The organism is Mesorhizobium sp. 1B3, assembly GCF_050958605.1.
GTDB lineage: Bacteria > Pseudomonadota > Alphaproteobacteria > Rhizobiales > Rhizobiaceae.
In genome coordinates, this window is record NZ_JBJHDO010000013.1 from 162,735 (window position 1) to 175,588 (window position 12,854).

Consider the following 12,854-nt stretch of genomic DNA (forward strand, 5'->3'; position numbering starts at 1 on the left):
GGCAGGAAGAAGAACCGATGGCTACCGAAATCCGTGTTCCGACCCTCGGCGAATCCGTCACCGAGGCGACCATCGGAAAATGGTTCAAGAAGGCAGGCGACGCCGTCGCGGTCGACGAGCCGCTTGTCGAGCTGGAGACCGACAAGGTGACGGTCGAGGTCCCTGCGCCTGCCGCCGGCACGCTGTCCGAGATCGCCGTGAACGAGGGCGAGACGGTGAATGTCGGCGCCTTGCTCGGCACGATCGCCGCGGGGGCGGCCGCACCGGCCAAGCCCGCCGAGGCGAAGCCCGAGGCCGTCGCCCAGGCGGCCGGCAATTCCGGCGCGGCGACGGTCGGCGAGGCCGAGGCCAAGACCGCGAAGATCGCCGGCTCTCCGCCGATCACCGAACGGACCATGCCGCCGGCGCCCGCCGCCGCAAAGCTGCTCGCCGAGGCCAATGTCTCGGCAGACCAGGTCGCCGGTTCCGGCAAGCGTGGCCAGGTGCTCAAGGGTGACGTGCTCGATGCCATCGCCAGGGGTGCCGGCGCGCAGCCCGCGCCGGCTCAGGCGGCCGCCCCGGTTGCGGCGCGCGCGCCGTCGCCCGCCGAGGACGAGCCGCGCGAGGAGCGCGTGCGCATGACCAAGCTGCGCCAGACCATCGCGCGCCGCCTGAAGGAGGCCCAGTCCACTGCCGCCATGCTGACCACCTTCAACGAGGTGGACATGAAGGCGGTGATGGACCTGCGCGCCAAGTACAAGGACGTGTTCGAGAAGAAGCACGGCGTGAAGCTCGGCTTCATGGGCTTCTTCACCAAGGCGGTGACGCATGCGCTGAAGGAGATCCCGGCCGTCAACGCCGAGATCGATGGCACCGACATCATCTACAAGAACTACGCTCATATCGGCGTCGCCGTCGGCACCGACAAGGGCCTCGTGGTGCCGGTGGTGCGCGACGCGGACAGCATGAGCATCGCCGAGATCGAGAAGGAGATCGGCCGGCTGGGCGTGGCCGCACGCGACGGCAAGCTCGCCGTCACCGACATGCAAGGCGGCACCTTCACCATCTCCAACGGTGGCGTCTACGGCTCGCTGATGTCGACGCCGATCCTCAACGCTCCGCAGTCGGGCATTCTCGGCATGCACAAGATCCAGGAGCGGCCCGTGGTGGTCGGCGGCCAGATCGTGATCCGGCCGATGATGTATCTGGCGCTCTCCTACGATCACCGCATCGTCGACGGCAAGGAGGCGGTGACCTTCCTCGTGCGGGTCAAGGAGAGCCTCGAGGATCCGGAACGCTTGGTGCTGGACCTGTAATCGCGGGCTCCGCAGCTACAAAAGATGGGGCGGCCGGCGCCGTCCCGTCTGTTGAGGGAGAGGACCATCCGGCATGGCTTTCGAACCCGACATCCCGCCCATCCAGGTGCATCTCTGTGTCAGACGCGGCAAAGCCGCGATCGCTTTCTACGAGCAAGCCTTCGGCGCGATCGAGACCTATGAGCAAATGGCCCCGGATGGCGAGCGGGTGATGCACGCCAATCTCTCGATGTTCGGCACCGAGGTGATGTTGCACGACGAATTTCCCGAATTCGGAGCGGACGTCATGTCGCCGGAAAGCCGGGGCGGCGCGGGCCTGACTGTTCATGTCAATCTCAAGGCGCCTGCCGAAGTCGACCAGGCGGTGGAGCGGGCGGTCGCCGCGGGAGCGATTGTTTCGACGCCCGTAGCGGACATGTTCTGGGGCGCCCGCTACGGCAAGGTTAAAGACCCTTTCGGCCATGTCTGGGCCTTCAACGCGCCGATCGGGAAGGCGAGATGAGGCGCGGCATTCCTTCTTCGCGCCCTTTTCTGTCCTGGCTCATTGCCTGGCAGGTTCCCCCTCTCCGTCTCGGCTTCGCCGAGCCACCTCTCCCCCACTATCGTGAGGGAGAGGAATCGGCAGCTGTACACTCGGCGCCCTTCCTCTTCCCCACGAAGTGGAGGAGAGGTGGCTCGGCGAAGCCGAGACGGAGAGGGGGACCTATCGCACGCGCCACGATCAGAAGGGGGTGTCTTAAGGCCCCGGCCGTTCTTGTCGCCGCGCTGATGCTGGGCATCGCGTCGCCAGTTCACGCTGCCTGCCCGATCGAGCTCGCCGTCTTCGATGACCGAGATGGCGTGGCTTCGGTGGAGTTCGTGCCCACGGGCGGGAGCGCGGTGGTCACAAACACCTTCCGCATGGTGCTGGGCGAGGGCCTCGTGCTCGACGGCATCGTCATGTGGTCGGCCGATGTGGCGCGACCCAACGGCATGCTGATGCATGATTGCCCGAAAGGCGACGTGACCGGCGAGGAGATTGCCGCCTGCACGGCCTGGCAGGGCGTCGTCTACACGGCTGATTCGTCCGGTGTAGTCGGGCTGTTGCCGGCGGAAGGGACGGCTGCGCCGCAGACGCTGATCTTTCCCGATCTCGGACCGGCGCTGAAGCAATCCTCCGCCTTTGGCGAGAAGGGATTTACGAAGTTGCCCTTCGATGTTTTTGCATTGAAGGGTTGTCAGGAATGACTGGCTCCGCCATGGCGCGAAAGCGCGGCGGCTCCTACAGCGGGCCGCGCGAAAAAGATTCACGCGGCGCGCTGTAGGTTCTTGATTCGGCGCATGTCTTTCTCCCGAAACCGCTGCACACTTTCGGGAGACATGCTTTAGATGCGGTTGGCAAAAGGAATTGTTGCAATGGCTTATGACGTCGTGGTGATCGGAACCGGCCCCGGGGGCTATGTCTGCGCGATCAAGGCAGCACAGCTCGGATTGAAGACCGCCGTGGTCGAGAAGCGCCCGACCCATGGTGGCACCTGCGTCAATGTCGGCTGCATTCCTTCCAAGGCGCTGCTCCATGCTTCGGAGGTTTTCGCTGAGGCGAGCCACGGTTTCGAGGCGCTCGGCGTCGAGATCGCCAAGCCGAAGCTCAACCTCGCCAAGATGCTGGACCACAAGACCCAGACGGTCGACCAGAACGTCAAGGGTCTCGACTTCCTCATGAAGAAGAACAAGATCGACGTGCTGCGCGGCACGGGCCGCATCGTGGCCACAGGCAAGGTGGCCGTCACCGCTGAGGACGGCAAGGTCCAGGAGATCGAGACGCAGAACATCGTCATCGCAACGGGGTCGGACGTCAACGGCATTCCCGGCGTGAATTTCGAATTCGACGAAAAGGTGATCGTCTCCTCGACCGGGGCGCTGGAGCTGGAGAAGGTTCCCGGCCATCTGGTCGTGGTGGGCGGCGGCGTGATCGGGCTCGAACTCGGCTCCGTCTGGGGCAGGCTCGGCGCCAAGGTGACGGTGGTGGAATTCCTCGACACGATCCTCGGCGGCATGGATGGCGAGGTGGCCAAGCAGTTCCAGCGCATGCTGGCCAAGCAGGGTGTGGACTTCAAGCTGGGCGCCAAGGTGACCGGCGTCGAGAAGGATGGGAAAGGCGCGAAGGTGACCTTCGAGCCTGTGAAGGGCGGCGCGGCCGAGACGATCGAAGCCGACGTCGTGCTCGTCGCCACAGGTCGCAAGCCCTACACCGAAGGCTTGGGCCTTGCCGAAGCGGGCGTGGAGGTCGACGAGCGCGGCCGTGTCAAGACGGACGCCCATCTTCGCACCAATATTCCCGGCATCTACGCGATCGGGGACGTGATCGCCGGGCCGATGCTCGCCCACAAGGCCGAGGACGAGGGCGTGGCCGTCGCCGAGATCATCGCCGGCCAAGCGGGCCATGTGAACTACGAGGTCATCCCGAGTGTCGTCTACACCAGCCCGGAAGTGGCTTCGGTGGGCAAGACCGAGGAGCAGCTCAAGGCCGAAGGTATCGCCTACAAGGCCGGCAAGTTTCCGTTCTCGGCCAATGGCCGGGCTCGCGCCTCGCTCCATACGGACGGTTTCGTCAAGATCCTGGCGGACAAGGATACGGATCGAGTGCTCGGCGCCCACATCGTCGGCTTCGGCGCCGGCGAGATGATCCACGAAGCGGCGGTCCTGCTGGAGTTCGGCGGCTCGTCGGAAGACCTCGCTCGTACCTGCCATGCCCATCCGACCATGTCGGAGGCGGTGAAGGAGGCCGCATTGGCGACCTTCTTCAAGCCGATCCACATCTAAAAAAGACGAACGAACATAATCGCCCGGCCGGATCGGCCGTCGCGGAATTCAGGGCACGGCCCGCCAGGAGCGGGCCGCCTTTATTTCTCGCCTACTGCGCTGGAGCGGGCTGTGCGGGCGTCGCCGGGTTGGGCTGAGCCGGAGCGGGTTCCGTCGGCGTGGCCGGAGCGGAATCGCTCGGAGCCGGCGTTGTCGGCGCGCTCGATTCAGGCGCCGGTGTCGACGGCGTAGCCGGTTCGGTCGCTGCCGGCTGATCGGTCGGCGTCACCGTCTCGGTGCCTTGCGGCCCGAACATGAAATAGGCGATCACCGCCAGCACCAGCACTACTGCCGCGATCAAGACGCTCGTCCCCATGCCGCGATCCGTACGCATTACAGGGTCGTCGCCGCGGGGCATGTCCGCCGACATGCGGGGCTCCGCCGGGTCCGTTCCAAGCGGTGGAACGGGATTGACGGGATCGTTGACGAGACGCGGATCCTGTGGGTCGTCATATTTCCGTGCGGGATTGGCCATTGGGCGGTCCTCCGTCGGTTGCTACGGCAGAAGAACGCGGAAAGTGCGCTTCGGTTTCATTTGTTAGCAAAACGCAACTCGCTCCGGCCCCTGGTGGGCGGAACGCCAGCCAAGCCGCATATGCGCGGGAAACGCACAACTTGGTCTTGGTATCCCAGAGACTGGGGCGGCAACTTCGATCGAAGCCGCCGCCCGAGGACCCTCGCCAGCCGTAGCCGGCAGTGGGCAGGGAACTCAAATCACTGGACCTGGATGTTGACACATCCAGGTCGCCTCAGTCGCCGGCGCGGCCTATCCAGGCCGCTTGGCTTTCGCGCCAACGGGCGCGGCGCGCGGTCGCGCGCTTCCAGGGTCGATAATCGACCCTTGGATTAACCGTCTTTCTCGACGGTCGCGGTGGTGTTTTTTTTCTGGTCCGCCTGTGTGACGGTCGGTGCCGTGCTCATCGGCTTGGACATGGAATGGGTGGTGCTTGCCACCTTGGTCTGGTCGACCTTGGTTGAGGCGGAACGCTGGAACTCGCAGGCATTCGCTCCTGCGAGGGATAGGCCAAGAGCAGCGGCCACTAGCAGGGCTCTGGTCATTCTCGTCATCCTCGTTTCGTCTGCGACCAGCGCAAGGTAACAAAGCCCGGCTTGACGACCAAATCACGCTTTGCGTGATCGACCGCCCTTCCTTCACCGTAGGATGGAGGCGCCTGCTGGTCAGGCCACTTGTTTCGCTCGAAGGAAGAGCGGAGCGCGCCAGCCGATCCCGCCGACCTGGCCGATCAGTTCGCCGCCGGGACCGGGCAGCTCAGGTCGCCTTCCTCGCATTGCAGGTAGCCCTTGAAGTCCTCGACCCGGCTTTTCGTCAGGCCATCCAGGCACATCGAATAGATCATCGGGGCGACGCTGCCTCCCGAAGAACCCGCCGCCTGAAAATTGCATTCGGCGTTGCGGAAGGCGACCCAACTGCGCTGTGCCGTTACCAGCAGCTTCTTCGTGTCCGGATCATCCTTCAGCCGGGTTTCGATTTCCTTGTAGAGCCTGTTGAGCTCGGCATCCGATTTCTTGGAAAGCTTGTCGTAGCATTCATTCAGCCCCGCCTGGCCGCCCTGGGCATTGTCGCATTCGTCGGCGGTTGCTCTTGTCGGCATGGCGATGGCGGCGGTAGCCAAGGTTGCCGCAAGGATCGCGAGCGAGATCCGCATGGAATACCTCCTTCTCCAGGTGACAGCTGCTGTCATCGCGCCGAAGTTGTAATTGCTTTCCCTCGGGTTCGCCAGCAGCTTGCCGAAAGCGAATTCCGCGTCCTGGTAAGGCAGGGGTCGATTGCCCGGTTTACCTGCCGGCGGCCGGTTGAAACCAGTGCGCGTTCCTCCTATGGCTTGGCCTTCGAAATTCAGGGGTGAGGATTCAGGTGAGGACAGCCCTCCGACTTTTTCTGCTGGCCGCCTTGCTGCCGGCCGCGACTGCCGCGCGGGCCCAATGGAAGCCGGTGGAGAAGGTCGAAACCTATGCGATCTCCGGCAAGACTGGGGCCGAGCTATACCGCTCAATTGGGGAAAAAGGCCCGAAGATCCGTGGGCTCGTCCGCACCATCGCCCATACCAATTTCAAGCTCACCTGGACGCGCAAATACGAGCCGCAGGCGGACGGCGCCTGCACGCTGGTGACGGCAAAGCCCAAGCTCATCATCACCTACACCCTGCCCAAGCCTGCCGCCAAACTCCCGCCCGAGATCCGGAAAAACTGGGAGACCTTCATCTCGGGGCTGAGCGCCCATGAAAAGGTGCATGGCGACATCATCGTCGACATGGTGAAGGCGATCGAGGCGACGAGCGTCGGATTTTCCGTTCCCGCCGATCCCGATTGCCGCAAGATCAGGACGGAGCTCACCAAGCGGCTCGCCGAACTTTCTCTGGCGCAGCGGCAGCGCAGCCGCGATTTCGACAAGGTCGAGATGAGCGACGGGGGCAATGTCCATCAGCTCATCCTCAGGCTGGTGAATGGGAAGTAGTGGGATTGGCTGGGTGACCCCAGAGGGCCTGCGGGCCGGCCACCATCAATCCCAGAATGCGTTGCCAACCGATTGCCATAGCGCATCCTTCGCCGCGATGAAGGTGGGCGCCGACACCACGGCCGGCGGCGAGGGCCAGCGGACCCCGTCGGCGACGAGCACGATGACGCGGATTTCGCCATCGGTCCAATAGCGGCTTCCCTCGCCGTTGCGACCGTTGAGCGTCGGTCCGACGCCCGAGATCTGGTAGAGGGTTTCGGCCATGCCCGCTTTGACGAGCGTCTCGGCCAGGAAATCGCGCTCGGCGTCGATGTCGGGCGCGATGTCGTGGGTCACCTGGCCCGTATAGTCGCTCACGCCGACCCGGCGGTCGAACGTCGCCGAGCCCAGCCAGACGGGGCGGGCCTCGGCTCCCTTGTCCATCACGCGCCAAAGCCGCACGTGATGCCGATGTCTGGCGTTGTCGCCGACGGGAAATTCATAGGCGAGATCCTCGCGACGGCCGTCGAGATAGAGCGTGCTAACCGGGGCAGTCGGGTCTGGGCGATCCAGAAGCACGCTGCCGACGATCTCGGCATCGGAGCGAAGCGTCAACGGATCGGCGGGGTACCACCCCGCGGCCCGCATCGCTCTGGCGATGTCGTCACGGTCGCCGACCAGGCCGACATTCAGCGGATCGCCGGGAATGCCTTGCGCCGTGCGCGTGACCATAGGCCGACCGGCGAGGCCCGGCTGCCGCTCGTAATGAGTCCATGCGGCGGGAAGCACGAGATAGGCGACAAGCAGATACGCTGCTACCAGGCCCCCTGCCACGAGCGCCACGCGCCGCCATCTCCCTGTCCTGCCCATGCGGGCCTCCCCCCTCCGCGTCTTTCGATAGGCGACCGTTCTCCGATGCTTAAAGCGTGTCGCTGGCAATCGGACTCGGGTGACACGCTTTAAATCTTTGTTTTTGCCGCATTCTCACGACGCCGACCGAATCCGGTCGGCTGCGAAATGCGCTAGAAGCACATATTGTCCCTCGTCCGCCACGTTGCCGCAATATGGATGTTCGCATGCCCCACACTCCTCTGGCCGGCAGGCCAGAGGAGTGTGGGGCGCAGCGTTTGCCGGCGGCCTATGTCCGGGCGCCGCCGGCATGTTCGGCGCGGACGATCGCCGCGCCTTCCGCCATCGCCTTCATCTTGCCGAAGGCAACATCGCGCGGCAGGTATTTGAGCCCGCAGTCGGGAGCCACGACGATGCGTTCGAGCGGCACATAGGGCAAGGCGCGGCGGATGCGTGCCGCGACCGTTTCGGGCGCCTCGACCTCGTGTGTCGAAAGGTCGAGCACGCCGAGAATAATCGTTTTGTCCGGCAACTTTGCCAGCACGGAACAGTCGAGGCCGGACTGGGCGGTCTCGATCGACACCGCCTTGGCGGTCGAGCCGGCGAGTTCCGGCAGGAAAGAATAACCCTCGGGCCGCTCGTGAATGATCGCGGCATAACCGAAGCAGATATGCACCGCCGTCTCGCCTTCGACGCCCTCGAGCGCCCGGTTCAGCGCCTTCAGCCCATAGGCGCGCGCCTTTTCAGGGCGGGCCTGCATATAAGGCTCGTCGATCTGGACGATGTCGGCACCCGCGGCAAAGAGATCCTTGATCTCCTCGTTGACCGCCGCAGCATAGTCCATCGCAAGCGCCTCCTCGCTTTCGTAGAAATCGTTCTGCGCCTGCTGTGACATGGTGAAGGGGCCGGGCACGGTCATCTTGATGCGATGGTCGGTGGCGGCGCGCAGGAATTGGACGTCACGCACCTCCACCGGATGCCGGCGGCGCACCTTGCCGGTTACGCGGGGTACCGGGTTGGGATGGCCGGAGCGGTCGAGCGCGGTCCCGGGATTATCGATGTCGACACCGTCGAGCGCGGTGGCGAAGCGGTTGGAGTAACTCTCGCGCCGCATCTCGCCATCGGTGATGATGTCGAGCCCCGCGCGTTCCTGGTCGCGGATGGCGAGGAGCGTGGCGTCGTCCTGCGCTTCGTCGAGCCATTCGGGTGCGACGAGCCACAGCTCGCGGGCGCGCACGCGCGGAGGAAAGCGCCCGGCCAGTTTCTTGCGGTCGATCAGCCAGTCAGGCTGGGCATAGGAGCCGACCAGAGACGTCGGCAGTAAGGGGAGCGTGCGGGGCATCGAATTCCTCCTCCATGGCAACAGGCGCAAGGCCTGTCGACATCCTTGCCACAAAGGGGATTGCTCACCGTCTTCCGCGGCGATCGATGCCGACGAGATCCTGGCATCACCCTCATGGCATCAACGTTGACCACCTCGATGCTGCCGGCCCAACACGAGGGCTGGCTGGGATAGAATTTCTCTATGCGAAAACTTTTTCGATACGGATGCTATATTGGCGAATTCCACCCTGTCAATTGCCGAAGTCCCGGTTCGGCCCCGGCGCTGCGCGGGTGGCGAACATTCCATCCTCGATGGCGGATGGCGCCTATCCGAGCTTGACAGTACGCTGACGCGAGCCATACTTTCCGTTTAGAGAAAAAAAATTCGCTATGCGAAAATTCTGGGAGAATGGTCGTCCGGCAAGGATGAAGGTGCAGCCCGCCATAGGCGTGCACAAAGCCGAAACAAAGGGAGGAATGGAGATGTACAGACTGACTGGGCTGCTTCTTGGCGTTGCAATGGCCTTTCCCATCACGGCCCATTCGCAGGAGACCATCGAACTGACGGTGGCTTCGAGCCATCCGCTCGCGATCCCCTGGGTCGGCATGATCAAATCGCACTTCATGGCGGAGACGGACCGCATCCTGGCCGAAAAGGGCAATTACAAGATTGCATGGAACGAGGCCTTCGGCGGATCGCTCTATAAGGCAAATGCAACACTGACCTCCGTCCAGGAAGGGGTGACGGATATCGGCTGGGTCTTCTCCTTTCTGGAGGGTGCCAAGCTGCCGCTGAGCCAGGCTTCCACCTACACCCCCTTCGCCACCGCGAATCCTCCGGTGCAGCTCCAGGTGACATGGGATCTGCTCGACAGCAACGAGGCCTTCAAGAAGGAGTGGGAGCAGTACAATCTCAGGGTTCTCGGGCTGACGGGAACGGACAGCTACGACATTTATACCAAGAAGCCGATCAAGGGCCTCAGCGATCTCAACGGCATGAAGCTCTCGGCGCCGGGCGTGCTCGGCTCATGGCTGCGGGGCACCGGAGCCAATGCGGTGGATGGCTCCCTGCCGACCTTCTACACCGACATCCAGACGGGCGTATCGGACGGCGTGCTCTCACTGGCGCTCGGCGTGCTGCCGGCCAAGCTCTACGAAGTGGCGCCCTACATCACCCGCGTGCGCATCGGCACGGCCTTCTCCGGCGCAATCGCCATCAACGGGGATAGCTGGGACGGACTGCCCGAAGAGGTGCAGCAGGCGATGATCCAGGCCGGCAAGTTCTACACCGATGCGCATGGCAAGGATCTCCTGGAGCGCCACGAAGCGGCCTTCGCCAAGATGGTCGAGCTCGGCGCCGGGCAGAACCCGCCAGTCACAATCAGCGAATTGCCGGCCGGCGACCGCCAGAAATGGGTCGACAACCTGCCTGACATTGCCGGTGAGTGGGCGGCCGAGGCCGAAGCGCGGGGCCTTCCGAGCAAGGCATTCCTCAAGGCCTACATGGATGGCCTGCGCGCCAAGGGCGAGAAGCCGGCGCGCGACTGGGACAAGGCGCTCTAGGAAATCGGATCGGGTTGGTCATGGAGGGTGAAGACAAGAACCCGAACGCCGGGGCACCGTCCGTGCCGGGCGTTCACGAGCGGCTGGGTCTCTGGAACAGGGGGGTCGACGGGCTCGCCGCGCTCGGCACGATCATGATCGTGCTGCTCATGGCCATGATCGTCGCCGACGTCGTGGTCCGCAACCTGCTCGGCGCTTCGCTGCCGCTGATCGCCGAGCTCGGCGCGCTGACCGTGGTGCTGATCGTCTTCCTGCAGCTCGGCACCGCCGTGCGAAACGACAGGCTGGCCAGCACGGACTTCTTCCTCGATGCCGTCTCCCTCCGCCGTCCGAAAGCGGCGGCGGTCATACGCGCTGTCTGGGACCTTTTCGGCGCGGCGGTCTGTGCCGGGATCGCCTGGTCGAGCTGGGGAATCCTCTGGCGCGACATCGAGCACCGGGAGTTCATCGGCGTGACGGGCGTGCTGACGATGCAGACTTCGCCCTTCCGTGCCCTGATCTTCATCGGAGCCGTGGTCGCCGCGGTGCAGTTCGTGCTCCTGGCGGCAAGCCGGCTGCGTCAGCCGGCAAGCCCTGGAGATGGATCGCGATGACCGGCATCGAGATCGGCGTGGCGGCAATCGCGGTCCTTCTGCTCCTGATCATTCTCGGCATGCCGATCGGCGTCGCGATGATGGTGGCCTCCTTCGGTGGCGTCGCTTTCATCCGCAACGAAATAGTCGCTCTCAGGATGCTCGGTTCGGTGGCGAATGACAGTCTGGAGGAATATCTTTTCGCGATCGTGCCGCTGTTCGTGCTGATGGGCCTGCTCGTGACGGTTTCGGGCGTCGGGAAGGACACGTTCGATCTGTTCGAGCGGCTGCTTCGCCGGGTCAAGGCCGGGCTCGGCATCGCCACGGTTTTCGCCAACGCCGTTTTCGCGTCGATCACAGGGATCTCGGTCGCCTCAGCCTCGGTGTTTTCGCGCGTTGCGGTGCCCGAAATGGTCCGGCATGGCTACACGCGCCGGTTTTCGACCGGCGTCGTCGCGGGCAGCTCCGTCCTCGGCATGCTCATTCCACCGTCGCTGCTGATGGTCGTCTACGCGGTGCTCGCCGAAGAGTCGGTCGGCCGCATGTTTCTCTCCGGTGTCGGCCCAGGAATCCTGCTGTCCGTTCTCTTCGCCGTGACCATCCTGATCATGGCCTATTGGCGGCCTGCCTCGGTCTTCGAGGCGGAGGCCAAGCTCGAGACGTTGCCATCGAGCAGTGTCCTCGAGGTTTTCCGCAAGGGCGCTCCGATCGTCCTGCTCGTCACGCTGGTGCTCGGTGGGCTCTATGGCGGTTTCCTCAACCCGACGGAGGCTGGCGCCGTCGGCGCTCTTGGCGCGCTCGGCATCGCCCTGCAGCGGCGCTCTCTCAATCCATCGAAGTTTTGGTCGCTGCTCGTCGAGACCGGGCAGATCACCGTGTCGGTGCTGTTCCTGATCGTGGCCGCGACCTTCTTCAGCAGGATGCTGGCCATGTCGGGCCTCCCGGCCGCGCTTGCCGGGCTCCTGATCGGCGGCACCATCGGCCCTTACGGCTTTCTGGTGCTGTTCATCGCGCTGGTCATCGTGATGGGCTGCTTCATCGACTCCATCTCGATCATGCTGATCCTGCTGCCGATCGTCCTGCCTGTGGCGGAGGCGGCTGGTTTCGACAAGATATGGTTCGGGGTTATGACGGTGGTTGCGGTGGAGATCGGCTTGCTCACGCCGCCCTTCGGCCTGTCGGTCTATACGATCAAAGCGGCCATCGACGACCGGACGTTGAAAGTCGGCGAAATCTTCCGCGGGTCGATGCCCTTCGTCATGGCCATGGTCGTCTGCTTGATCATCCTCGCGATCTTCCCTGAGATCGCGACCTGGCTGGCGAGGCTTTGAGATGGTTTCGATCCTCTGCCTGTCGGGCAGCTTGCGCACCGCGTCCACCTCGAAGGCGGTCGTGGAGACGATCTGCGAGAAGCTGGCAGACGAAGCCCACTTCTCTCGTTTCGATATAGGGTCGTTGCCGCACTACAACGCCGATCTCGACCCGCTGCCCGAGCCCGTGATGTCGCTGAAGTCGGCCATATCGGCCGCGGACGGGATGATCATCGTCACGCCGGAATATAATTACAGCGTTCCCGGCGTGCTGAAGAATGCCATCGACTGGGCATCGCGTCCCGGCTACGCATCGGTGCTCAAGGGCAAGCCGGTGTTCATCGCCTCCGTCTCAGGCGGCGCGCTCGGCGGGGTGCGTGCTCAGGCGCATCTGAAGAACATACTGGGTGCCGTGCTGGCGCGAACCTTCGTCTGGCAGGAAGTCGTGGTCACCCATGCCAATGCCAAGGTCAAGGACGGCATGCTGGCCGACGAGGCCACCGAGGTGTTCCTGTTCGAAGCGGTGCGTGCGTTCTTCGCTTCGCTGGCCCGGGATTGATGCGGCGCGAATGGAGCGGCTGGGATCGTGAGGATTGACGGTTTGCGCTGCCCCTCACTGTCCTGCCGGACATCTCTCCCCGCATGC

At 64.1% G+C, this 12,854-nt stretch carries 14 protein-coding genes; 9 read left to right on the top strand and 5 right to left on the bottom strand.

Features of this window, described 5'->3' with window-relative positions:
• Nucleotides 1-17 precede the first annotated feature (17 nt).
• The 4 genes from odhB to lpdA all read left to right on the top strand — a co-directional run bounded on the left by odhB (nt 18) and on the right by lpdA (nt 4,097).
• Complete coding sequence (gene odhB / locus ACCO56_RS27705; protein WP_433644146.1) at nt 18-1,295, top strand: 2-oxoglutarate dehydrogenase complex dihydrolipoyllysine-residue succinyltransferase; 1,278 nt, start codon at nt 18-20, stop codon at nt 1,293-1,295.
• 73 nt (nt 1,296-1,368) lie between these two features.
• The gene (locus ACCO56_RS27710; RefSeq protein WP_433644147.1) at nt 1,369-1,797 is read left to right on the top strand and encodes a VOC family protein; all 429 of its coding nucleotides are present in this window, start codon (nt 1,369-1,371) and stop codon (nt 1,795-1,797) included.
• Nucleotides 1,798-2,063: 266 nt separating this feature from the next.
• Nucleotides 2,064-2,522 (top strand): hypothetical protein, encoded by a 459-nt coding sequence (locus tag ACCO56_RS27715; protein WP_433644148.1) that lies wholly within the window; start codon nt 2,064-2,066, stop codon nt 2,520-2,522.
• Between the two features lie 168 nt (nt 2,523-2,690).
• Complete coding sequence (gene lpdA / locus ACCO56_RS27720) at nt 2,691-4,097, top strand: dihydrolipoyl dehydrogenase (RefSeq protein ID WP_433644149.1); 1,407 nt, start codon at nt 2,691-2,693, stop codon at nt 4,095-4,097.
• A 91-nt stretch (nt 4,098-4,188) separates the two neighbouring features.
• On the opposite strand, the gene ACCO56_RS27725 is transcribed toward lpdA, so the two are convergent.
• From ACCO56_RS27725 to ACCO56_RS27735, 3 genes are all read right to left on the bottom strand, one after another.
• The gene (locus tag ACCO56_RS27725; RefSeq protein WP_433644150.1) at nt 4,189-4,611 is read right to left on the bottom strand and encodes a hypothetical protein; all 423 of its coding nucleotides are present in this window, start codon (nt 4,609-4,611) and stop codon (nt 4,189-4,191) included.
• 371 nt (nt 4,612-4,982) lie between these two features.
• Nucleotides 4,983-5,195 carry a hypothetical protein gene (locus ACCO56_RS27730; protein ID WP_433644151.1) on the bottom strand — a complete coding sequence of 71 codons (213 nt, stop codon included), beginning with the start codon at nt 5,193-5,195 and terminating at the stop codon, nt 4,983-4,985.
• Nucleotides 5,196-5,380: 185 nt separating this feature from the next.
• Nucleotides 5,381-5,803, bottom strand: a complete 423-nt coding sequence (locus tag ACCO56_RS27735; RefSeq protein ID WP_433644152.1) for a lysozyme inhibitor LprI family protein — start codon at nt 5,801-5,803, stop codon at nt 5,381-5,383.
• Between the two features lie 209 nt (nt 5,804-6,012).
• Here ACCO56_RS27735 and ACCO56_RS27740 point away from each other — a divergent pair, with 209 nt between their 5' ends.
• Entirely contained in the window at nt 6,013-6,612 is a 600-nt protein-coding gene (locus tag ACCO56_RS27740) for a DUF922 domain-containing Zn-dependent protease (RefSeq protein WP_433644153.1), read from the top strand.
• 45 nt (nt 6,613-6,657) lie between these two features.
• Here the strand turns inward: ACCO56_RS27740 and ACCO56_RS27745 are convergent, their stop codons facing one another.
• Nucleotides 6,658-7,461 (bottom strand): LssY C-terminal domain-containing protein, encoded by an 804-nt coding sequence (locus ACCO56_RS27745; protein WP_433644154.1) that lies wholly within the window; start codon nt 7,459-7,461, stop codon nt 6,658-6,660.
• Between the two features lie 268 nt (nt 7,462-7,729).
• A complete protein-coding gene (locus ACCO56_RS27750; protein ID WP_433644155.1) occupies nt 7,730-8,782 on the bottom strand; it encodes a uroporphyrinogen decarboxylase family protein in 1,053 nt (350 codons plus the stop codon).
• A 464-nt stretch (nt 8,783-9,246) separates the two neighbouring features.
• Between ACCO56_RS27750 and ACCO56_RS27755 the strand changes: the two genes are divergently transcribed.
• Genes ACCO56_RS27755 through ACCO56_RS27770 form a run of 4 tightly spaced genes read left to right on the top strand, consistent with a single transcriptional unit; the run spans nt 9,247 to nt 12,767 of the window.
• The gene (locus tag ACCO56_RS27755; RefSeq protein WP_433644156.1) at nt 9,247-10,326 is read left to right on the top strand and encodes a C4-dicarboxylate TRAP transporter substrate-binding protein; all 1,080 of its coding nucleotides are present in this window, start codon (nt 9,247-9,249) and stop codon (nt 10,324-10,326) included.
• 20 nt (nt 10,327-10,346) lie between these two features.
• Nucleotides 10,347-10,919: a TRAP transporter small permease subunit gene (locus ACCO56_RS27760; RefSeq protein WP_433644157.1), complete on the top strand. Its 573-nt coding sequence runs from the start codon at nt 10,347-10,349 to the stop codon at nt 10,917-10,919.
• On the top strand, nt 10,916-12,229 hold the full coding sequence (locus ACCO56_RS27765) for a TRAP transporter large permease (RefSeq protein WP_433644158.1): 1,314 nt from the start codon (nt 10,916-10,918) through the stop codon (nt 12,227-12,229). Before ACCO56_RS27760 ends, ACCO56_RS27765 begins: the two co-directional genes overlap by 4 nt.
• Nucleotide 12,230: 1 nt before the next feature.
• Nucleotides 12,231-12,767 (top strand): NADPH-dependent FMN reductase, encoded by a 537-nt coding sequence (locus ACCO56_RS27770; protein WP_433644159.1) that lies wholly within the window; start codon nt 12,231-12,233, stop codon nt 12,765-12,767.
• Nucleotides 12,768-12,854 lie beyond the last annotated feature (87 nt).